Origin of the sequence: Corynebacterium sp. HMSC070E08 (genome assembly GCF_001808895.1) — a bacterium.
GTDB lineage: Bacteria > Actinomycetota > Actinomycetes > Mycobacteriales > Mycobacteriaceae > Corynebacterium > Corynebacterium hiratae.
Genome location: NZ_KV794736.1, coordinates 25007 through 46877, shown reverse-complemented (window position 1 = coordinate 46877; position 21871 = coordinate 25007). Strand labels below are relative to the sequence as shown.

Below are 21871 nucleotides of genomic sequence, written 5' to 3'. Positions count from 1 at the left end.
ACGCACCCAAGGAGCCTTGTGTCTGAATCTTCACCCGCGACTCACACCGGGAAACCCGGCGCCCACACGAACGAGCAGAGCGCGGAAATAGCTAGCGAGCAAGCATATGTCGATGGCCTCTTCGAGCGTCTGGACAACGAGGTTCAAGCGGCCAACGAGCGCTTGAACGAAGTACAAGCTGCCGTCGATCCGCATACCCCGGACGCCGATGCACTCGTTCGGCGAGAGACCGAGTACCACGGCCTGCAGGCTAAATTGGATCGCCTCAACGTCTCCCAACTCGGCTTAGTTTTTGGCCGCATCGACATCGATGCACCCGGTGATAATCCCACCCCGGAAGGCCTGGACCGGCGCTACATCGGCCGCATGGGGCTCGACGCCAGGGAGGAGAACTACCGGACACTCCTTCTGGATTGGCGTGCGCCGATGGCGCGCCCCTTCTACCTCGCCACTACAGCGCACCCTGAAGGCGTCCATGTCCGCCGGCATATCCGGACCACTGGGCGCACGGTTACTGGAATCAGCGACGAGGTCTTGGAGGGAGAATCCTCTGCTGACAGCAGCGATGTCGCAAGCGAGTCCGCCCTCCACCACGTGATGCAGCGCGCCCGCACCGGGCACATGCCCTCCATTGTGGAGACCATTCAGCGCGAACAGGACGAAATCATCCGTGACAGCACGCGGGGCGTCATGGTGGTCGAAGGCGGACCAGGAACCGGCAAGACCGCTGTTGCACTGCACCGCGTGGCCTACCTGCTCTACACCTACCGTGATCAGCTCGCCGCCACGGGCGTGCTGATCGTGGGCCCCAACTCCACCTTCCTGGAATACATTTCCCGCGTGCTCCCGGACCTTGGTGAAACCGGTGTCGTGCTTTCCACCATCTCTTCCCTCTTCCCCAGCATCGAGGCTACTCACTCGGAGTCCTTGCTCGCCCGCGAGATCAAGGGCTCCGCTGCCATGGTGGAAATCCTCGGCAACGCGGTCAAGGATTATCAGCGCCTACCGGAGCAGCCGCGCACGGTGGAGATCGATCGGCTCGAGCTCACCGTCACCCCAGCTATGGTCAAGGCGGCGCGTACCCGCGCGCGACGCTCGCGCAAGCCGCACAACGACGCTCAAGCGGCATTTGCGGAACACCTCATCGAGTCTCTGGCCCAGCAGATGGCCGAACGCATCGGTTCTGACCCGCTGGGAGGTGCCAACCTGCTCTCCCGCGCGGACGTGGATCAGCTCCACGATGACCTCGCCGAAGAACCACAGGTCACAGAACTCATCGACGAGTTCTGGCCCCATCTCATGCCTACCGAGGTACTCGCCAATCTCCTGAGTAGCGCCGAACGAATCGATACGGCAGCCTACGCTTATGATGACGAAACCCGCGGTGCCCTCTACCGCGAAGACGGTACGTCATGGGCGGCCTCCGACGCCGCGCTTCTCGACGAGCTCGCGGTCCTCATCGGCATGCCCGACCCCGAAGCAGAGCGCGCCGCCGAGGAGAAAGAATGGCGCGAACAGGTCGCGGAGGCAGAAGACGCCCTCGATATCCTGAGCTCCTCTGATTCCACTGACAACGATGATGACATGTTCGAAGCCGAGATCCTCTCTGCGCACGATGTCATCGACGCCGAGCACCTCGCTCGCCGTCACGAGGTGCGGGATTCCCGCACCACCGCCCAGCGGGCCCGCGAAGACTACACGTGGGCCTACGGGCACGTCATCGTTGACGAAGCCCAAGAACTTACCCCCATGGAATGGCGCATGATTTTCCGGCGTAGCCCCTCGCGATGGATGACGCTCGTGGGCGATACGTCCCAGACTGGAGCCCCCGCCGGTGTGGATGACTGGGGCGAGACGCTCGAGCCTTTTGTTGGAGAGCGCTTCCGACTGCACGGGTTGACGGTCAACTACCGCACCCCACGCCCGGTTACGGAATTGGCCAATCGGCTGTTGGAAGAAATCAACCCTGAGGCCACGCCGAGCATCGCGGTGCGCGATGGTGTTGACGTTGTCTGGCACGACGACGCCACCGATACGGAGCCGAAGACATTCCAGGATGAGGACGGGCGCCTGCGCGCCGTGATCACGGCTGCCAACGTCGAGGAGATCAAAGGCCTCGAGTTTGATCACGTCACGGTGGTCAACCCCGATGACATCGTGGCAGCCTCCCCACAGGGTTTGCACAACCTCTATGTTGCGCTCACGCGTGCGACGCAGTCCTTGACCATCACCGGCCGTTATGCGGAGGTTTTCGGATAGTCTGGTGCCCATGGCTCTTTCCGATATCGCCCGCAAAGTCGAATTCACTGTCAATTCCCTCTCGCTCAAGCGCTCGGCGCGTAAAGGGTGGCAGCCCAGCATCACTGGCTATGCCGGTTACGGTAATGAAGAATTCGTCCGTGTTCTGGGCCGTGTCCTCATGCATGACCCGACGGCTGAAGAAACGGATACCTGGGCGCAGCGTGGCTACCGCCAGTTCTTCACCATTCAGGTCACAGACCACGAGGTCGAAGTCACGGTTGGTGGGAAGACGGTATCGGGAACCACCAACGACAACGGCTACATCGATATCCTCGTTTACAACCACGGCCTAGAGCCCGGCTGGCACGAGGTCACCATCCGTGCCAAGGGCGCGGACGCGGTGACCTCGGAAGTCCTCATCGTGGACAAGGACACCACGTTCGGTGTGGTCAGCGATATAGATGACACCATCATGGTGACGTGGCTCCCGCGCGCAATGATCGCAGCATGGAACTCGTGGGTTAAACGCACCAATACCCGCACCCCCGTCGAAGGTATGGCACGGTTCTACCGGGAAATCGCCCAACAGCACCCCGATATCCCCTTCATTTACCTCTCCACCGGCGCCTGGAACACCTACGACACCTTGGTTAACTTCATGGCGGAGAAGGGCTTCCCGCGTGGTCCCCTGCTGCTGACAGACTGGGGTCCTACCCCCACCGGCCTCTTCCGCAATGGTCAGGAGCACAAGCGCGTGCAGCTCCGCAACCTCTTCATTGCTTTCCCGAAGCTCCGCTGGCTGCTCATCGGCGACGACGGTCAGCACGATCCGCTTACCTATGCCGACGCGGCGGCGGAGCACCCCAACCACGTAGCGGCCGTGGCGATCCGCAACCTCAGCCCGCAGGAACAGCTGCTCGCACACGGTTCGCTCGCGCCTTTGGTGAAGGTCAACGAGCAGACCTCCTTCGATATCCCACTCATTCAGGGGACGGATGGCGACGTTCTTGCCCGCGCTTACCGCGAGCTGCGATTGAGCAACTAAAGCTCGTTAGAAACAAAACGGCGCGCAGGCCCAGAGACTTCCTCAATGCTAAGGACTTCTCCGGAGCATGCGCGCCGTGACGACTAGCGTCCTAGCTCACAGTGTGAACAATCATGACGTCACAGTCAGACTGACGTGCGACATCCGCCGGAACCGAACCGAGGAGGCGGCCGGTCAGGGAGTTAATTCCGCGGTTACCAACGACGAGCAGGTCTGCCTTGTTGTCGTTGACGATAGACATCAGGGCCTGAACCGGGGTTCCCGGGCGCACAGCGGTCTCCACCTTCGTCACGCCGAACTTCTCTGCGTGTTCCTTGCCGGAAGCGAGGTTGGCCTGGGCCTTCTCATCACCGAGAATCGTCACGGAATCCTGGCGCAGCGTCTTGGAAGCCTGCTCCTGATTCTCGTAGTAGGCGCAACCGATGATGAGGGTGGCATCGAAGGCTGCGGCGATCTTGGCGGCACGCTCCACTGCGAGCAAGGAGGACTTGGAACCGTCGGTACCGACCACGATCTTGTTGTAATCGCTCATGATGACCTTTCTTCGCTGGCCCCAACCGTGGGGCCACCGCTTGACAAAATTTTAAAGCTTTTGCGCACCAGCTAGTCTAACAACGCTGGCGCGTTCACGTCGATCAGCGCGCACGAGGATACGCGCGCGGTACACTGCCCTAGTCAGTGGTGTTGACCACCACGACGTCGGCGTGGGCCTTGCGCGTGAGCTCCGTCGCTACCGAGCCAAACACGCGACCGCGCACCGAGTGAATTCCTTTGTTGCCCACGACGAACATATCAACGTCGTAGTCCTTGCCCACCTCGAGGAGCGAATTCACAGGGTCACCGGACTTAGCAATGATTTCAATGCGCTTCGCACCCTCACCGTGCGCGATCTCCGCGGCATTGCTGAGGAAGCTTTCCGACATCTCCTCGCTCACCACCGGTACTCGTGCGTCCTCCGAGTTCGGGGCGCCGAGCATCGAACCAGAGTGGTTGTAGAAAGCGGACACGATAATCAGCGTCGCGTCATAGGCGCGCGCCATGGATGCGGCAGAACGGACAGCGCGCATGGAAGTCTGAGAGCCATCGGTTCCGACGGCGATGACGTTGTAGCTCAGCATGATTCTCCTTATAAGTAGCGATTAATCCTTAACAGTATGACACGGTCTTCTACGCAGAGACGGGTTTTACCCGCACATTGAGTGGGTAAAACTCTGAGTACTGGCGCGCTTCATTAGATCCCGGCTTCCTTAAGACCGCGTTGCTCCTTTTTCAGATCAGCGATCTCATCGCGCAAACGCCCCGCCAACTCGAACTTGAGCTCTCGGGCGGCCTCTCGCATTTGGGTCGTCAGGTCGTCGATAAGCGCCTGCACCTCGTCGGCTGCCATGGAGGACACATCCGGCTTGTCGACGATTGCCGTGGGATCCGCGTCTTGCCCCTGCTCATCGGCGTTCTCATAGACCTGGTCCAAGATATCGGCGATCTTTTTGCGCAGCGGCTGCGGGTCAATGCCGTGCTCCTTGTTATACGCAATCTGCTTCTCACGGCGGCGTTCAGTCTCCTCGATGGCTTCCTGCATCGAGTCCGTGATTTTATCCGCGTACATGATGACCTCCCCGGAGACGTTTCGTGCGGCGCGGCCGATCGTCTGAATAAGCGAGGTGGTGGAGCGCAGGAAACCTTCCTTATCGGCATCCAAGATGGCGACGAGCGACACCTCGGGAAGATCAAGACCCTCACGCAGCAGGTTGATGCCCACGAGGACATCGAACTCACCCAAGCGCAGCTGGCGCAACAGCTCCACGCGCTGGAGCGTGTCAATATCCGAGTGGAGGTAGCGCACCTTGATGCCGTGTTCCAGCAAGTAATCTGTGAGGTCCTCCGCCATACGTTTGGTCAAGGTCGTGACTAGGACGCGCTCCTGCTTCGCGGTACGGGCGCGAACCTCATCGATGAGATCATCAATCTGGCCCTTGGTGGGCTTGACCGTCACCTTGGGGTCTACGAGGCCGGTGGGGCGAATGACCTGTTCCACGAACTCGCCGCCGGAAGCCGTCATTTCGAAATCGCCCGGTGTGGCCGACATGTAGACGGTTTGGCCCACGCGCTCCTCAAACTCATCGAAGGTCAACGGCCGGTTGTCTACGGCAGAAGGAAGGCGGAAGCCAAACTCCACGAGGTTGCGCTTGCGCGCCATATCGCCCTCAAACATGCCGCCGATCTGCGGAACGGTCACGTGGGACTCATCGATGATGGTGAGGAAGTCCTCTGGGAAATAATCCAAGAGCGTCGCCGGCGCGGAACCGGCGGGGCGGCCATCAACGTGGCGCGAATAGTTCTCAATGCCGGAGCAAAAGCCCACCTGCTCAATCATCTCGAGGTCGTATTCGGTACGCATACGCAGGCGCTGCGCTTCGAGCAACTTGCCGCGGTTCTCCAGCTCGGCGAGGCGCTCCGCGAGCTCCTCCTTGATGTCCTCAATGGCACGGGCCATACGCTCTGGGCCTGCTACATAATGCGTTGCGGGGAAGATTCTTACCTCATCGACCCGCTCCAGTACGTCGCCCGTCAAGGGGTGGATGTAATAGAGCTCGTCCACGTCATCGCCGAAGAACTCGATGCGCACCGCGCGCTCTTCGTAGGCGGGGATAATATCCACGGTATCGCCCTTGACGCGGAAGGTTCCGCGTGTAAAGCCCACGTCATTGCGCTCATACTGAATATCGACTAGCAAGCGCAGGAAGCGATCGCGGTCAATCTCCTCCCCCTCCTCGAGCACGACGGAGCGGTCAAGGTAGGACTGCGGCGTGCCTAGGCCATAGATGCAGGACACTGAGGAGACGACGACGACATCACGGCGAGAGAGCAGGGCCGACGTTGCCGAGTGGCGCAGGCGTTCCACATCCTCGTTGATAGAAGAATCCTTCTCAATGTAGGTGTCCGTCTGCGCGATATAGGCCTCCGGTTGATAGTAGTCGTAATAGGAGACGAAATACTCCACCGCGTTGTGTGGAAGGAGTTGGCGCAGCTCATTTGCCAGCTGTGCTGCTAGTGTCTTATTCGGCGCCATCACCAGTGTCGGGCGTTGCTGCTGTTCAATGAGCCACGCAGCAGTCGCTGACTTACCGGTGCCCGTGGCACCCATGAGGACCACGTCGCGCTCTCCGCGGTTGAGGCGTTCGTTGAGTTCCGCGATAGCCGCAGGTTGGTCACCGGCGGGCTGGTACTCGGACTCAACACGAAACTCGGCCGAGCGGCGCTCAACTTCGCCGACTGGGCGGTGTTCAGAGACCGGCAGGATAGGGTGTTCAGCAGCAAAAGCCATGCCGACCAGTCTAACGCGGCGCGGACGAAACCGGCTAGGACAGCGGCTTAGGGCAGCGCCGCACGCGTGGTGCGCAGCCACAGCTCGAGCTCACCGGTGGTCTCCCAGAGCGCATAGATTGCGGATTTGTCCGGCTCCATCGCCGTGTTGATCCGCTTGCGCAACCACGCCCGAGTCTGCGGTGTGCGCAGCGCCTTGACAGCGTCAGCGCTGATCCCCGGAGGCAGCTTGTCGGCCGGCGCCGTGGCCAGCGCTCCCAAGGCGATGACAATCTCGGCGTCGTCGATATCAATGGGCGAATCCACGCAGCTCTTTTTGAATGCATCAAGGTCGAAGGAACCATCACGAATATCCGCGAGCACTTCGCACGCGGCATGATTATCAAAAGGCCCAACGTCCCAGGTTCCCATGAAGGGGGAGAATAAACCGCTTACATGAACGGGATGAGAGCAGCAGGTAAATTTTACCCGCCATATCCTTTAAAAGTTCCTGCCTTCCTTTAGAATCGGCTGGCATGAAGTTCCGTTCCCTTGCCAGCACCCTGACGATTGCCGGGCTGCTCCCTCTCGCCGTACTAACCCAGACACCATCGGCCCTCGCCGCGCCGTGTACGCCCTACTCGAAGTCTGGTAGCTTTACCTCCACTCCGAAGGCTTCCGGTCCAGCCGGTGGATCCTCTCTCGGTGGGCTCGATGCGCTCTTCGGCAGCTCCTCCCGTTCGGGAAAGCGGGGAGAGTCTGCGAATGGGCAGCGCAGCAACTATAACCAGCGCCAAATTACTGGCGGGCCCACCCAGATCATGCAGCTGATCACCGGTTCCGGTTCGCCCAACCGCACGGATCAAAAGTTTGGCATCTCCGGGACCGATCTGGGCATCGCCTACTCTGATGACACAGGTCATTCCTACTACGTCTTCGGTGACTCCATGGACTGCGTCGGCGAGGGCGATGGTTGGCGCTCCAACCTCTTGCTGCGCACGACGGACCACGACTATGGCGACGGCCTGCGTCTCGAGGAGGCACTGACTACTGGCGGCTGGTCCACCAATGGCCGGGCAAAGGAATTCATTCCTTCGCAGAAGGTTGGGGACGCCGATACCAACGGTGAGCGCACCACGATTCCCACGGCGGGGATCGTCGTTGACGGCGTGCATTACGTGGACTACATGTCCGTGCGCTCCTGGCACGACCCGAACACTGGCTGGTCCACCAACTATGCGGCGACGGTGAAGTCCACTGATGGCGGAGTCACCTGGCGCGCGGTTCCGGAGGCCACACGCACCAACGCCAGCCACGGTGCGAACGCGCCAATCCCTGGTGGCGCCAACTATCGCGCCGGTTTTGAGAAACTGCAGCAATCGGCCTTTGTCGAGCACGGGGATTATGTCTACCGCTTCACCACGGGCAACGGCCGCCGCGGCCCCGCTTACCTGTCGCGCGCGCTGAAATCGGAATTCCCCAACGAACGTGCCTTCAGCTACTACTCTGATGGCTCCTGGGTAAAGGACCCCGCACAAGCTAGCGAAGTGCTTGACGGTAAGGTCTCAGAGCTCTCCGTCGCCTACAACCAGTACTTGGGCAAGTTCGTCACCATGTACGGGGTGGAAGGTGAAGGCATCGTCATGCGCACTGCGGATAGTCCGGAGGGACCGTGGTCGCCACGCCGCATGCTAGTCAGCGCCGAGACGACAAAGGTCGTCAGCGGCCAACCTCTGAACGACACCTACGCGCCCTTCGTGCTGCCGAACCAGGATGATCAGCACCTGTATTACACACTAACGTCGTGGCGCGACTACAACACCATGCTTATGCGCACGGACCTCGATTTTGTGGGTGAAGACATGGAAAACAATGACCACATCGCCGTCTCAGACGTCGTAGCAACGCGATAGTTAGAAAGAGATTCTTAGCTATCGGGTGAGCCTAGGAGTGCACGCAGCTTCTCGACGACCCCCGCGACCTGCCCATCGAGCGCTTCGCGGGGGCCGTTGTTATCAATGACGAAGTCGGCGGCGGCACGGCGCACATCGTCGGGGAGCTGCGCGGCTATGCGGCGGCGTGCATCGGTTTCCTCCAGGCCGCGGTACTCGACTAGTCGGCGTACTCGCTCCTCTGCGTCGACGTCGACGACGATGGTGGCGTCCATGTCTCCGTGGAGCCCTTTATCGACGAGGAGCGGCATGTCATAAACCACGAACTCGGCACCGCCTTGGCGCGCTGCCTCGAAGCGTGCCTGGGTTTCTTCCTGGATACGCGGGTGGGTAATGGAGTTGAGAACAGCGGTTTTCTCGGCGCTGGCAAAAGCGCGGGAGGCCAAGAGACCGCGATCAAGGCTCCCATCGGGGAGCAGAATGTCCTGCCCAAAGGCCTCCGCCAGCTCAGTGAGTGCCGGCTGGCCTGGCTCAACGATGTCACGGGCGATGCGGTCTGCATCGACCAGTACCCAGCCTTCCTGCACGAGGAGCTGCGCTACGGTGGATTTTCCGCTGCCGATTCCGCCGGTAAGTCCAATCAGTTTCATACCGGCTTAGGATACGCGAAAGGCCGCCTCTCCCCCAGCGGGAAAAGACGGCCTTTCCTAAGAAGCAATGTCCTTAGTTGCCAGCGAGCTTGTCGCGAAGAGCAGCGAGCTGCTCGTCGGATGCGAGGGAGCCGCCAACCTCTGCCTGAGAATCGGATGCCGGAGCTGCATCCTGAGACTCGGAAGAGTAGTTGGAGTTGGCAGCGGACTCGGCGGCCTCAGCGGCTGCAGCACGGTTGCGCTCGATCTGAGCGGTGTGCAGGTTGAAGCGACGCTCGGACTCGGCGTAGCGAGCCTCCCAAGCCTGGCGCTGCTCGTCGTAGCCCTCGAGCCACTCGTTGGTCTCCGGGTCGAAGCCCTCCGGGAACACGTAGTTGCCCTGCTCGTCGTAGGAGTCAGCCATGCCGTACTTGGACGGATCGAACTCGTCGGTGTAGTCCTCGTCTGCCTGCTTAACGGACAGGGAGATGCGGCGACGCTCGAGGTCGATGTCGATGACCTTGACCATGACTTCCTGGCCAACGTTGACAACCTGGTCCGGAACCTCCACGTGGCGCTGAGCCAGCTCGGAGATGTGGACGAGGCCCTCGATGCCCTCCTCGACGCGAACGAAGGCGCCGAACGGAACGAGCTTGGTGACCTTGCCCGGGACGATCTGGCCCACAGCGTGAGTGCGGGCGAAGACGCGCCACGGATCCTCCTGGGTTGCCTTCAGGGACAGGGACACGCGCTCGCGGTCCAGGTCGACGTCGAGGACCTCGACGGTGACCTCGTCGCCCACGGTGACAACCTCGGACGGGTGGTCGATGTGCTTCCAGGACAGCTCGGAAACGTGAACCAGGCCGTCGACACCGCCGAGATCGACGAAGGCGCCGAAGTTGACGATGGAGGAGACAACGCCCTTGCGGACCTGGCCCTTCTGCAGCTGGTGCAGGAACTCGGAGCGGACCTCGGACTGGGTCTGCTCGAGGTATGCGCGGCGGGACAGGACAACGTTGTTGCGCTGCTTGTCCAGCTCGATGATCTTGGCCTCGAGCTCCTGGCCGATGTACGGCTCCAGGTCGCGAACGCGGCGCATCTCAACGAGGGAAGCCGGGAGGAAGCCACGGAGGCCGATGTCCAGGATGAGACCACCCTTGACAACCTCGATGACGGTACCGGTAACCGGCTCCTCCTTGGCGTGCAGCTCTTCGACGGCGCCCCAAGCGCGCTCGTACTGTGCGCGCTTCTTGGACAGGATCAGACGGCCTTCCTTGTCCTCCTTGGTGAGAACAAGAGCGTCGATCTCGTCGCCGACCTCGACAACCTCATCCGGGTTGACGTCGTGCTTGATGGAGAGCTCGCGGGACGGGATGACGCCTTCGGTCTTGTAACCGATGTCGAGCAGGACCTCGTCGTGGTCAACCTTGACCACGGTGCCCTCGACGATGTCACCATCGTTGAAGTACTTGATGGTGGCGTCGACAGCTGCGAGGAAGTCCTCTGCGGTTCCGATGTCGTTGATCGCAACCTGAGGGGTGTTAGAAGTTGGCATGTAGTTATGCTCCGAATAAACGTAGGAGATCGTAATTGGACAGTTACGCGTCTCTTGAAAAGCGTCATTAAGCAGCGTAAATACGCAAGGCTTAAGATGGATTCCAATCCCGACTCGCAGCCGTGCCAAGCTCTCCTACAGTAGCCCAGCGCGTCCCGAGTCATAGACACGCCCGTACAACCCTACATCCTCGCAGCTAAAACGGCAAATACGACATGGAAAAAGAATTGGGAAAGGAAGAATGTCTTCAGCATCGTTTTCTGCATCCGCAGCCAATCGTAATTTCTGGGATGATGACGCCGACTCCTACCACGCAGATCATCCCGAGTATCTATCCTCTTTCTACTGGTGTCCGGAAATGCTGCATGAGGCTGAAGCGCAGCTGCTTGGCGACGTCTCCTCCGCTACCGTCCTCGAGCTCGGCTGCGGCTCCGCGCCGTGCACGCAGTGGTTGCAAGGACGCGCGCGCTTTGCGACGGGCTTCGATCTCTCGCCTGGAATGCTCTCCCATGCCGAGACTGGCCTACCGCTCGTTCAAGCAGATGCCCTGGCGCTTCCCTATCGCGATAAAGTCTTTGACATCGCTTTTTCTGCCTTCGGGGCCCTTCCCTTCGTAGCCGACCTTGACCAGGCACTGTACGAAGTTCACCGCGTTCTGCGCCCTCGTGGCCGCTTCGTCTTTTCTGTGCCACACCCCATGCGTTGGGTCTTCCCCGATGATCCACAGGACCTCACTGCACAGCTGTCCTATTTCGAGCGCGCCTACCTCGAGCAGGATGCCAACGGCGAGCTCACCTATGCTGAGTTTCACCGCACGATGGGCGATTGGGTGCGAGCGCTCCAGGTGCGTGGTTCATTTGAAATTTACAACCTCATCGAGCCCGAGTGGCCAGAGGGCCTCGACATCACTTGGGGCCAGTGGTCTCCTGAAAGGGGAGCCATTTTCCCCGGTACCGCCATCTTCGTCTGCGAAGCGCGCTAGGCCGGCACCGCCCACCCTGTTGCGGAGTTTGCCGGCCGCAGCGAACTAAGCTGGCAGTCATGCTTCAAGAACGCCTCGGGATCTTTCTGCGCCGCACGGTGGCGTGGTGGATCGACGCCTTCCTTGCCGCCGCCGTGATCGTGGTGCTCAAGTGGCTCATCAACCTCAGCACCGATGGCGCCCTCACAGGCAGGGCGGGCGCCATATATGACATCGTCGCCCTCGCCCTCGTCTTCTACGTCTACCGTGTGTGGGCGGAGGCGACAAAGCAGACCTCCCTGGGTAAGTGGTCGCTAAAGCTGGAGGTCATTGCTGAGCATCCCGGCATCGCCAGCGCTGCAATTCGCAACAGCTGGCTACTCCTCACCCTTGTTGCACTGACAGGACTCCCCTATGTTGAGGCAACCATTTTGGCCATCCTCGGATTGAGCGTCCTACTGCTGGGACAAACTCCCTTCGATCTCCTCGCCGGGTGCTTGGTGGAGCGCCGCACGCCCACCGAGGACGAGCGCGCGGTGGGCTTGACTTAAATCCCTAAAGCGCTCCCTAGTGCGCTGCGGCATCCCAGTTCTTGCCCACGCCCACGGAGACTTCGAGGGGCACGGTCAACTCGATAGCCTTGTCCATCTCGTGTTCGAGGATGCGCTGGACTTCCTCGGTTTCACCTGTCGCCACCTCCACGACGAGTTCGTCGTGAACTTGGAGGAGCACGCGCGAAGCCATGCCTTCCAAAGCCTTGTCCACGCGGATCATGGCGACCTTGATGATGTCTGCCGCTGTGCCCTGGATGGGCGCATTGAGGGCCGCACGCTCGGCGTTTTCGCGCGCCACACGGTTATCGGAGTTGAGCTCCGGTAGATAGCGGCGGCGCCCGAAGACCGTGGAGGTGTAGCCATCCTTGCGGGCCTGCACGACAACCTCATCGAGATAGCGCTTCACGCCACCGAAGCGTTCGAAATAGCTCTCCATGATCTCCTTGGCTTCACGTGCCGGGATACCTAGCTGCTGCGACAGACCATAAGCGGAAAGACCATACACAAGGCCATAGGACATGGCTTTGACGCGGCGGCGCAGCTCCGGCGTGACCTCATCCACCGGAACGTCAAAGACCTTGGAGCCGACGTAGTTGTGCAGATCCTCGCCCTCACGGTAGGCCTCGATAAGGCCCGGATCAGCAGACAGGTGCGCCATAACGCGCATCTCGATCTGCGAGTAGTCCGCCGTAATCAGGGTTTCATAGCCTTCCCCCACCACAAAGGCCGAGCGAATCTGGCGCCCCGCCTCCGTGCGCACCGGAATGTTTTGCAGGTTCGGCTCCGTGGAGGACAACCGGCCCGTTGAGGTCACAGTCTGGTTGAACGTGGTGTGGATGCGGCCATCCGGCTGGATGGTCTTGATGAGCCCCTCCAGCGTCGTTTTCATCTTCTGATACTCGCGGTGCGCCAGCAGGTGGTCCAAGAAGGGGTGCGGGTGGGTAGCAGCGAGCTGCTCGATTTCCTTGGCCGCGGTGGAATAGCCGGTCTTGGTCTTCTTCGTCTTTGGCATATCGAAGGTCTCAAAAAGCACTGCCTGCAGCTGCTTCGGGGAGTTCAGATTGAGGGAATCGTCACCAGCGAGCTCGCGGGCAGCGCGCTCTTGCTCGTTAACCTGCTCGATGAAGGCATCGCGCTGCGTCTCCAGGACGTCTCGGTCCACCGCGATGCCGGCGGCTTCCATACGCGCCAGGATGCTCACCAGAGGCAGCTCGAGGTCGGTATACAGCTCGAAGGAATCAATCTCCTGGAGTTGACTCGTCAATTCTGCCGCCAGCTCCATGATGGCGCCGGCCTGTTCCACAAGCTGATTGTCATCCAAGAGGGAGAGCTGCTCCGTGGCAGCCCCGAGGGACTTCTGCAGATGGCGCTGGTACACATCCGTCAAGGCGTAGGTGCGCTGGCCCGGCCGCAAGAGATAGGCGGCGAGAGCGGTGTCGTGGGCAATTCCTTGCAGCTCGATTCCCCGGCCGGACAACATATGCCATGCCGCCTTTGCCTCGTGGAGGTACTTCGGCGCATCCGATTCCAACCAGGCAGCCAGTGCGGCGTCATCGGCCGCGTCCAGGTCCGCCAATTCAATCTGGAGTCCCTCGAAGGAGGAATCGACGAGTGCTAGTGCGGCGGCATCACCCGCGCCCGGTGTTCCGTCGCCTTGCACGAAGACCGCTACGTGTTCTTTGTCTTCGAGCCACTCAGCCAGCGGAGTGTCTACCACGGTCACCGATACGTCTGGTGCCTCCTCAGCCGCCGCGGCTTCAGCTGCTGCGTCATGCGGTACGGCGTTGAGAACCCGCTCGCGCAGATTCGTGCCGAATTCCAATTCATCAAAGCGAGCTGCCACCTCGCTAGCCACGGCACCCTTAAAGCCGAGGTCCGCCGGGCCGACCTCGAGGTCCATATCCGTCACCATTTGCGTGAGCTGTCGGTTGAGCTTGACCTGTTCGATGCGATCGCGGAAGTTTTGCCCCGCCACGCCCTTTATCTCCTCGGCGTGCTCGATGAGGCCATCCAAAGAGCCGTACTGCGTGATCCACTTCGTGGCGGTCTTCTCCCCCACCTTCGGGACAGACGGCAGGTTATCGGAGGGGTCCCCGCGCAGGGCTGCGAAATCTGGGTATTGCTCGGGGCTGAGGCCATACTTCTCTTCTACTGCCTCCGGGGTAAAGCGGTGCAGCTTGGAGACTCCGCGCATGGGATAGAGGACGGTCGTGGAGTCGTCGACAAGCTGCAAATAGTCGCGGTCACCAGTGACCAGGAAGGTCTCATAATCCGCGCCGGCCTGAGTGGACAACGTAGCCACGATGTCGTCAGCTTCGAAGTTATCGCGCGACAGCGTAGTGATTCCAAGCGTCTCCAAAACCTCACGGATGAGCTCGACCTGGCCGCGGAACTCTTCGGGGGCGGCTTCACGCTGCGCCTTATACTCCGGGAACATCTCCGTGCGGAAGGTCTTTCGCCCCACATCGAAGGCCACCGCGACAAAGTCCGGCTTTTCCTCAGTCAGAATGTTCGCCAACATGGAAAGAAAGCCATACACCGCATTAGTGTGCTGACCGCCCGAGGTGGAGAAGTTCTCTGCGGGCAGTGCATAAAATGCGCGAAAGGCCATGGAGTGGCCATCAATGAGCAGGAGTCGAGGCTGAGAAGTAGTCACCCGGCCCATCCTAACGTGTTGCGCTCAATGACACCGTCGAGGGCCACAGGCAGGCAATTAGGTTCGAATTGGTCCGCTGCGCTAGTATCGTTGCTTGTGCGCCCCTGTAGCCCAATTGGCAGAGGCAACGGATTCAAAACCCGTGTAGTGTGAGTTCGAGTCTCACCAGGGGCACAATTCCACCCCACAACAGAGCTTGTTGTGGGGTGTTAGCGTTTTCAACGGAAAGGAACCCGTCGCCATGCGTCGCACTATCATCGCTGTGAGCACCGCCATTGCCCTCACCGTAGGCGGCACCGCCGCTGCTACTGCTGCCGAATCTAGCGCGGACAAGCAGATATCCACCAAGGTTGAAGGATCTTCTTACTATCAAGAACTGCGCAAGTCCACGGCTTCCTCCAACGATCCTCAGCTGAATAATTTCTACGCAGTGCTTCTCGACGGCCTCGTCGGCCTCACTGTCTTCGCCATCCTGGGATCGATCTACGGCGAAGTATCCAAGCGCCTGCCGATGTAAAAGGCGTATATCCTTCTACCGATTGAATAGTTTGCATAAGCCTGCGTTGAGGTGAGAGAATAAAAAGTCATCTGCTCACCCGCTCTTCCCGGCACGGCAATCCCACCGGGTAGACAGTCAAGGTTACTTTCGGTTTATGCATTATCTTTTCAACGCCATTCGCGGCGCCCTTATTGGCATGGCCGAGTTAGTCCCCGGAATCTCCGGCGGCACCGTTGCGCTCATCGTCGGCATCTATGAGCGCGCTTTGCATAACGCCAATGATCTCATCTCCGGCCGTTTCAAGAAGGTCGAATGGGGCTTCCTCGTCTCCGTTGCCGTCGGCATGTTCGTCGCCGTTTTCGGCTTCTCCACGATCCTCCATAACTTTGTGGAGGGCCAGGTTTCGCTATCCAGCGCGCTCTTCCTCGGCATGGTCGCCGTGTCTATCATCGTGCCGCTGAGCATGATGTCGCGCGTTTCACCCGCGTCCATCGCCGCGCTTGTTATCGCCGCCGTCGCAATCTTCTTCGTCACCGGCTTCACCTCCACCCCAGTGGAAGACCCCAACCTGCTCGTGGTTTTCCTAGCGGCCATGGTGGCTGTGTGCGCGCTCGTTCTTCCCGGTGTGTCAGGCTCCCTCATTTTGCTGACCATGGGCCTCTACGCGCCGATTATCGGTGCGGTCTCAGACCGCAACATGGTCGTCGTGGGTGTCTTCGCACTCGGCGCGGTGTGTGGCCTCGCAGCTTTCGTCAAGGTATTGAACTACCTGCTGGATAATCACCGCGATGTCACCCTTGCAGCCATGGCTGGTTTCATGCTCGGCTCCCTGCGTGCGTTGTGGCCGTGGGGCGCTGACCAAGACGCCTCCACACCACTGATCCTGCTTATGTTCGCGATTGGTGGCATTATCGTGGCCATTTTCATCGTTGTGGACCGGCGCAAAGCCGCTAGCTACCAAGAGAGTTAAAGCATGAGAAAGAAAACGGCCATCATCGTGGGCGCTGCCGGGTTGCTAGCATCCGCAACCCTCTCCGGCTGTGTTACCAACGTGGAGCCGGCGCTGCCGGAAGGCTGGTCTGCGCCCAACGTGGACGAAGTTCCCGAGATTGCCGCGATGTACGAGGATGCCGATGGCGTCCTTACAGTAGGCACGAACCCGCCTTTTGCGCCTTTCGAATTCAAGGATTCCGACGGCTCGATCATCGGCCTAGAGATGGACTTGGCCAATGCCGTCGCCCAAGTATTGGGGCTTGAATTTCAGCCGGTGGAGCAAGACTTCTCTATGATTCTGCCGGCGGTCCAAGCCGGACAAATCGATCTGGGCGGTTCCGGATTCACCGATACCGATGAGCGGCGCGAGAACTTCGATTTCGTCGATATTCTTTATGCCGGCATTCAGTGGGCGAAACTCACCGATGGCCCCAATGACGTGGACCCATCCAACCCCTGTGGCCTCACCGTCGCGGTGCAGCGCACCACGGTATCGGAGACCGACGATCTGCGCCCCAAGCAGGAAGCCTGCGACGGCGACCTGACCATTCTTCCCTATGACACGAGCGATAATGCCGCCCTAGCGGTCCTGATGGGGCGCGCTGATGCTCTCTCAGCGGACTCCCCCGTTTCTGCCTGGGCTGTTAACCGCTCAGATGGACGTATGTCCATGGTCGGCGAAATGTTCGACGCGGCACCCTACGGCTTCGCCGTGCCCAAGGATTCTGACCTCGGACCCGCCGTGGCCGCGGCACTCCAACACCTCATCGACACCGGAGCCTATGCAGAGATACTCAATAAGTGGGGCGTCGACGAGGGCCTCGTCGAGCACGCAATGATTAATGAAAGGCCGATCAATGACTAACTCCTCTCTCCCGGCAGCGTCGGAGTCGTCGGCTTCGACTACCCCAGAAAAGATCGAAGCCCGCCCACTGCGCCACCCCTGGCGCTGGGTCTTCGCTACCCTCCTCGCGCTGCTTGCAGTGTGGTTCATCATCTCCTCGGCGCGCAATGAGGCCTTCGGGTGGGGCACGTATTTCCAGTATCTTTTCGATACCCGGATCGCCACCGCTGCGCTGCATACCATTGCCATTACGATTCTGGCGATGATCATCGGCGTCGTGGGCGGCGCTGCCCTCGCGGTGATGCGCATGTCCCCCAACCCTGTGCTGGGAGGCGTGTCGTGGGTCTTCCTGTGGCTCTTCCGTGGCACGCCAATCTACGTACAGCTCGTCTTCTGGGGTCTGCTTTCGGCCCTCTACCAATCCATCAACCTAGGATTCGCGGAGATTTCCCTCACCGAGGTGCTCACTAACGCATTCCTTCTTTCCGTCTTGGGCTTGGGCCTAAACGAGGCCGCATACATGGCGGAGATTGTCCGCTCCGGTATCTCATCTGTTCCGGAGGGCCAGAAGGAAGCCAGCAAGGCCCTGGGAATGGGTTGGTGGATGACCATGCGCCGCACGGTGCTCCCGCAGGCTATGCGCATCATCATCCCGCCGACCGGCAATGAGTTCATTTCTCTGCTCAAGACTTCCTCCCTTGTGGTTGCTATTCCCTACACGGCCGAAATTTTTGGCCGCGCCACGGATATCTCGGCTGCGCTCTTCGAGCCCATTCCGCTTCTGATGGTGGCCGCGACGTGGTACCTGGCTATCACCTCTCTGCTCATGGTGGGCCAGTACTTCTTGGAGCGCCGCTTTGAGCGCGGCGCCACCCGCGAGCTCACCGGCCGCCAGCTGGCCGCACTAGCGGATGCCGAAGGAACTATCCCCCGCAACGTCTCTGTCATCCCGGAGGTAAAGAACTAATGACCACCCCCATGATCTCCGCGCAGAATGTGCACAAATCCTTCGGCCAGCTCGAGGTTCTTAAAGGAATCGACCTCACCGTCATGCCCGGTGAGGTCACCTGCCTCTTGGGTCCCTCCGGTTCCGGCAAGTCCACCTTCCTGCGCTGCTGTAATCACCTGGAGAAGGTCACGGCAGGCCGCCTCTACATCGACGGCGAGCTCATCGGTTTCCGCGAGCGCAACGGCGTGCTCTATGAAATCTCCGAGAAGGAAGCCGCAGCCCAGCGCCAGGATATCGGCATGGTCTTCCAACAGTTCAACCTGTTTAGCCACCGCACCGTGCTGGAAAACATCATCGAGGCACCGGTCCAGGTAAAGAAGCAGAGCCCAGAGCAAGCCAAAAAGAAGGCCATGGAGCTGCTGGACAAGGTCGGCCTCGCGCACAAGGCGGATGCCTATCCGGTGCAACTGTCAGGTGGTCAGCAGCAGCGTGTCGCCATTGCCCGCGCGGTTGCCATGGACCCGAAGCTGATGCTTTTCGACGAGCCCACCTCCGCCCTCGACCCCGAGCTCGTCGGTGAGGTTCTCCGCGTCATGAAGGAGCTTGCCGCCGACGGCATGACCATGCTTGTCGTGACCCATGAGATGGGCTTTGCCCGGGAGGTCGCCGACACCATTGTCTTCATGGATGGCGGCAGCGTCGTCGAAACCGGTACGCCTGAGCAACTCTTGGACAACCCGCAGCACCAGCGCACGAAGGATTTCCTCTCTTCGCTGCTCTAGCGCGCTGCACCACCACGCACGCAGCACTACCGCAACTGCCCTCGTTGCCAAAGTTTCTCGCCCCGGCTCAAGATCTGGCCAGATCTTTGGCAACAATGGCAGTTTTCTATTTGAACCCGTCCAAGACAAAACTCCGGCCAGTCCGCAAAGGAAATCTGGCCGGAGTTTTTCTGAAGAGAGCTAGCGAAACAGCTAACGCTAGCGGTGGGGTTCTATTCGGTGTCCCCTTCCGTTTCCGTAGTCTCAGCGGGCTCCTCAGAGTCCTCGGCGGGGGCCGAGGCCATCGGGCTATCCGCAGACTGGGCTTGGATGACGTCATCCAGCACCGCGTGGATGTAGGGCGCGGCCTTGTCATTGGAGTACTCCGAGGCAAGCTCGACGCCCTCAACGAGCGCAGTGGCGTTGGGAACATCCGAATTGAAGAGGATCTCCCAGACTGACACGCGCATGATCGCGCGGTCAACAGCAGGGATGCGCTCTAGGGACCACTCGCTGGAAAGGTAACGGGCGATGGCGTCATCGATAGCGTCCAACTCTTCAGCTGCGCCGCTGACGATCTCGCGGGTGTACTCAGCGATCGGCGCCACACCATTTTCCGGATCGCGGGCAAGCTCGACGCGGTCCTCCACGATTGCTACCGGATCAACATCGCGCGACTCTGCCTCGAAGAGGATATCTGCGGCTCGGCGGCGCGCACGGTAGCGCGCCGTGTGACGCTTATAGTTAGGCTCTGGCTGGGTCATCTTAGTTGTTAACGCGAGACAGGTACTCGCCAGTACGCGTATCGATCTTGAGGGTGTTACCGGTCTCAATGAACAACGGAACCTGGATCTCAGCACCGGTCTCGAGCGTCGCCGGCTTAGTGCCGCCGCTGGAGCGGTCACCCTGCAGACCCGGCTCAGTGTGCTCCACCTTCAGGTCAACGGAGATCGGCAGCTCACCGAACAGAGCCTCACCGTCGTGGAAGGAGACCTGGACGCGCATGTTTTCCAGAAGGAACTTGCCGGCGTCGCCGAACTTGTCAAATGGCAGCTCGTACTGCTCGTAGGTCTTATCATCCATGACCACGTAGTTCTGGCCATCGTTGTACAGGTAGGTCATGTCGCGGCGGTCGACGTTAGCGGTCTCCACCTTCACGCCAGCGTTGAAAGTCTTGTCCGTTACCTTGCCAGAGACCACGTCCTTGAGCTTGGTACGCACGAAAGCTGGGCCCTTGCCCGGCTTCACATGCTGAAACTCAACAATCTGCTGCAGCTTGTTGTCGATCTTCAGAACGAGACCGTTCTTGAAATCAGTGGTATCTGCCATGAAATGACTCTCCCAAATTACTTGTAGTCGAAACTATGAAAACAGTGTCTAAGCATACCGTACGCACGGCACCAGCGGAGCGAAGGGGTGCTGGCTACAGCACCTGAAGTTCCTTCGGGTAGGGCGTAATGATCTTCGCTGCACCGGAGGTAATGAAAAGACTGTCCTCGATACGAACGCCGCCCTTGCCCGGGATGTAAATGCCTGGCTCGATGGTCAATGTCATGCCTTCAGCCAACTCGCCCTTTCCGGTTTTCGCTGCGGAGGGGCCTTCGTGCACGTCAAGACCGATGCCGTGACCGGTGGAGTGGACGAAGTACTCGCCATAGCCGGCGTCGGCAATAATGTCGCGGCAGGCCGCGTCAACGTCGACAAGCTTCGCGCCCGGCACCGCAGCCTTGACGCCTGCTTCCTGGGCCCGCAGCACGACGTCATAGATCTCGCGGGCAAAGTCGGTGACCTCACCGATAGCGAAGGTGCGTGTGCAGTCGGAGTTAAAGCCGCGCAGGTGGGCTCCGAAGTCGATCGTGACCAGGTCACCCTTGCGCAGCTCGCGGTCATCCGCGCCGTGGTGGGGTTTAGCGGAGTTCTCGCCGGAGGCCACGATGGTGTCAAAGCTCACGCGCTCCGAACCGAGCATGCGCATGCGGTATTCCAAGTCAGCAGCGACCTGTCGCTCTGTGCGGCCAGCAGCTACCTCACCCGCCTCGATAAGATCGGTGAGCGCCTGGTTTGCCAAAGCGGCAATTTCCTCCAGTTTCTGAAGCTCAATGTTGTCCTTGACCAAGCGAATCTTCTCAATCACCCCGGTGACTGGAACCAGCGTCACGCCTTCGGGCGTCGCCTTCTCCAGACGCTCGAGTTGCGCAACAGTGACATAGTCCGCCTCGTAGCCAACCCGCAGATCATCGGATACCTTCTCCAGCAGGTGCGGGCCCACATCGCGGCCAAGGCTGGCTTCGATATCCGGGACTTCCTGTGCAATCTGGGTTGTGTAGCGGCCATCAGTTGCCATGAGCGCGGAGAGATCCTTGCGGAGCAACAAACCGCCATTCGAGCCGGAAAAACCCGTCAGGTAGCGCACGTGCGTCAAGTGGGTAACAATAATGGCGTCAATACGCTGGCCGGACAGCTCGGTCATAAGCTTACGGCGACGGTTGCTATAACGAGTATCGGCTAATGCCATGAGAGAACCACTCCATTCATTTTCAAGCGATACTCCATGATAGCTAATTTGCCAGTAGGTACCCCAGTGCCGCGACGTAGCCGTACGAGCCCAGCCCTGCGATAACACCGCGCGCGAGTGGACTGAGGTAAGAGTGTTGGCGGAAAGCCTCGCGTGCATGCACGTTGGAGAGATGAACCTCGACGAAACCGGCGCCATCGGCTACCTCCGCCAAGGCATCCCGTAGCGCCACCGAGGTGTGGGTAAAGCCGCCTGGGTTGATGATGACGGGCCAGCCTTCGTCGGCGGCTCGATGCACCTGCTCGATGAGTTCGCCCTCATGGTTGGACTGGAAGAAGACGATCTCTTCCTCCCCCGCCGCGGCGCGCACGCGGCTTTCGATATCCGCTAGGCTTTCGCTTCCGTAAATCTCTGGCTGGCGTTTGCCCAAACGGTTCAGGTTGGGACCGTTGAGAACGAGGATGGTCATGGCGA

At 60.1% G+C, this 21871-nt stretch carries 21 protein-coding genes and 1 tRNA gene; 11 read left to right on the top strand and 11 right to left on the bottom strand.

Annotation, left to right across the window (positions count from 1 at the left end):
* Window positions 1-18: 18 nt before the first annotated feature.
* Window positions 19-2259 (top strand): HelD family protein, encoded by a 2241-nt coding sequence (locus HMPREF2526_RS02615; RefSeq protein ID WP_070545659.1) that lies wholly within the window; start codon window positions 19-21, stop codon window positions 2257-2259.
* 10 nt (window positions 2260-2269) lie between these two features.
* Window positions 2270-3286, top strand: coding sequence for an App1 family protein (locus HMPREF2526_RS02610; protein ID WP_046648536.1), 1017 nt, complete (start codon window positions 2270-2272; stop codon window positions 3284-3286).
* A 91-nt stretch (window positions 3287-3377) separates the two neighbouring features.
* Here the strand turns inward: HMPREF2526_RS02610 and HMPREF2526_RS02605 are convergent, their stop codons facing one another.
* The 4 genes from HMPREF2526_RS02605 to HMPREF2526_RS02590 form a co-directional block, all read right to left on the bottom strand.
* The gene (locus HMPREF2526_RS02605; protein ID WP_046648537.1) at window positions 3378-3818 is read right to left on the bottom strand and encodes a universal stress protein; all 441 of its coding nucleotides are present in this window, start codon (window positions 3816-3818) and stop codon (window positions 3378-3380) included.
* A 139-nt stretch (window positions 3819-3957) separates the two neighbouring features.
* Window positions 3958-4404: a universal stress protein gene (locus HMPREF2526_RS02600; RefSeq protein WP_010190093.1), complete on the bottom strand. Its 447-nt coding sequence runs from the start codon at window positions 4402-4404 to the stop codon at window positions 3958-3960.
* Between the two features lie 113 nt (window positions 4405-4517).
* Window positions 4518-6611, bottom strand: coding sequence for an excinuclease ABC subunit UvrB (gene uvrB / locus HMPREF2526_RS02595; protein ID WP_046648538.1), 2094 nt, complete (start codon window positions 6609-6611; stop codon window positions 4518-4520).
* Window positions 6612-6658: 47 nt separating this feature from the next.
* Window positions 6659-7021: a DUF4259 domain-containing protein gene (locus HMPREF2526_RS02590; RefSeq protein WP_046648539.1), complete on the bottom strand. Its 363-nt coding sequence runs from the start codon at window positions 7019-7021 to the stop codon at window positions 6659-6661.
* Between the two features lie 104 nt (window positions 7022-7125).
* On the opposite strand from HMPREF2526_RS02590, the gene HMPREF2526_RS02585 reads away from it, so the two are divergent.
* Entirely contained in the window at window positions 7126-8502 is a 1377-nt protein-coding gene (locus tag HMPREF2526_RS02585; protein WP_070516964.1) for a DUF4185 domain-containing protein, read from the top strand.
* A gap of 14 nt (window positions 8503-8516) precedes the next feature.
* On the opposite strand, the gene coaE is transcribed toward HMPREF2526_RS02585, so the two are convergent.
* Window positions 8517-9131: a dephospho-CoA kinase gene (gene coaE, locus HMPREF2526_RS02580; RefSeq protein ID WP_049154593.1), complete on the bottom strand. Its 615-nt coding sequence runs from the start codon at window positions 9129-9131 to the stop codon at window positions 8517-8519.
* 73 nt (window positions 9132-9204) lie between these two features.
* Window positions 9205-10665 carry a 30S ribosomal protein S1 gene (gene rpsA / locus HMPREF2526_RS02575; RefSeq protein ID WP_010190105.1) on the bottom strand — a complete coding sequence of 487 codons (1461 nt, stop codon included), beginning with the start codon at window positions 10663-10665 and terminating at the stop codon, window positions 9205-9207.
* A gap of 241 nt (window positions 10666-10906) precedes the next feature.
* Between rpsA and HMPREF2526_RS02570 the strand changes: the two genes are divergently transcribed.
* Both HMPREF2526_RS02570 and HMPREF2526_RS02565 read left to right on the top strand, forming a co-directional pair.
* Complete coding sequence (locus tag HMPREF2526_RS02570) at window positions 10907-11647, top strand: class I SAM-dependent DNA methyltransferase (RefSeq protein WP_070516962.1); 741 nt, start codon at window positions 10907-10909, stop codon at window positions 11645-11647.
* Window positions 11648-11706: 59 nt separating this feature from the next.
* Window positions 11707-12177 (top strand): RDD family protein, encoded by a 471-nt coding sequence (locus HMPREF2526_RS02565; RefSeq protein ID WP_049154591.1) that lies wholly within the window; start codon window positions 11707-11709, stop codon window positions 12175-12177.
* Window positions 12178-12193: 16 nt separating this feature from the next.
* Here the strand turns inward: HMPREF2526_RS02565 and polA are convergent, their stop codons facing one another.
* Window positions 12194-14845: a DNA polymerase I gene (gene polA / locus HMPREF2526_RS02560; protein ID WP_070545655.1), complete on the bottom strand. Its 2652-nt coding sequence runs from the start codon at window positions 14843-14845 to the stop codon at window positions 12194-12196.
* A gap of 91 nt (window positions 14846-14936) precedes the next feature.
* Between polA and HMPREF2526_RS02555 the strand changes: the two genes are divergently transcribed.
* From HMPREF2526_RS02555 to HMPREF2526_RS02530, 6 genes are all read left to right on the top strand, one after another.
* Window positions 14937-15010 (top strand) — tRNA-Leu (locus HMPREF2526_RS02555).
* A 67-nt stretch (window positions 15011-15077) separates the two neighbouring features.
* Window positions 15078-15353, top strand: a complete 276-nt coding sequence (locus HMPREF2526_RS02550; RefSeq protein WP_046648545.1) for a hypothetical protein — start codon at window positions 15078-15080, stop codon at window positions 15351-15353.
* Between the two features lie 136 nt (window positions 15354-15489).
* Complete coding sequence (locus HMPREF2526_RS02545) at window positions 15490-16305, top strand: DUF368 domain-containing protein (RefSeq protein WP_070545652.1); 816 nt, start codon at window positions 15490-15492, stop codon at window positions 16303-16305.
* A 3-nt stretch (window positions 16306-16308) separates the two neighbouring features.
* Entirely contained in the window at window positions 16309-17193 is an 885-nt protein-coding gene (locus tag HMPREF2526_RS02540) for an ABC transporter substrate-binding protein (protein ID WP_049154587.1), read from the top strand.
* Window positions 17186-18139, top strand: coding sequence for an amino acid ABC transporter permease (locus tag HMPREF2526_RS02535; protein ID WP_070513263.1), 954 nt, complete (start codon window positions 17186-17188; stop codon window positions 18137-18139). The genes HMPREF2526_RS02540 and HMPREF2526_RS02535 overlap by 8 nt, the downstream gene beginning before the upstream one ends.
* On the top strand, window positions 18139-18903 hold the full coding sequence (locus HMPREF2526_RS02530) for an amino acid ABC transporter ATP-binding protein (protein WP_046648549.1): 765 nt from the start codon (window positions 18139-18141) through the stop codon (window positions 18901-18903). Before HMPREF2526_RS02535 ends, HMPREF2526_RS02530 begins: the two co-directional genes overlap by 1 nt.
* Window positions 18904-19115: 212 nt before the next feature.
* Here the strand turns inward: HMPREF2526_RS02530 and nusB are convergent, their stop codons facing one another.
* From nusB to aroQ, 4 genes are all read right to left on the bottom strand, one after another.
* Window positions 19116-19646, bottom strand: coding sequence for a transcription antitermination factor NusB (gene nusB / locus HMPREF2526_RS02525; protein ID WP_070545649.1), 531 nt, complete (start codon window positions 19644-19646; stop codon window positions 19116-19118).
* 1 nt (window position 19647) lies between these two features.
* Window positions 19648-20211, bottom strand: a complete 564-nt coding sequence (efp, locus tag HMPREF2526_RS02520) for an elongation factor P (RefSeq protein ID WP_046648551.1) — start codon at window positions 20209-20211, stop codon at window positions 19648-19650.
* A gap of 94 nt (window positions 20212-20305) precedes the next feature.
* A complete protein-coding gene (locus tag HMPREF2526_RS02515) occupies window positions 20306-21397 on the bottom strand; it encodes a M24 family metallopeptidase (protein ID WP_049154584.1) in 1092 nt (363 codons plus the stop codon).
* 43 nt (window positions 21398-21440) lie between these two features.
* The gene (gene aroQ, locus HMPREF2526_RS02510; protein WP_046648552.1) at window positions 21441-21866 is read right to left on the bottom strand and encodes a type II 3-dehydroquinate dehydratase; all 426 of its coding nucleotides are present in this window, start codon (window positions 21864-21866) and stop codon (window positions 21441-21443) included.
* Window positions 21867-21871: the final 5 nt, after the last annotated feature.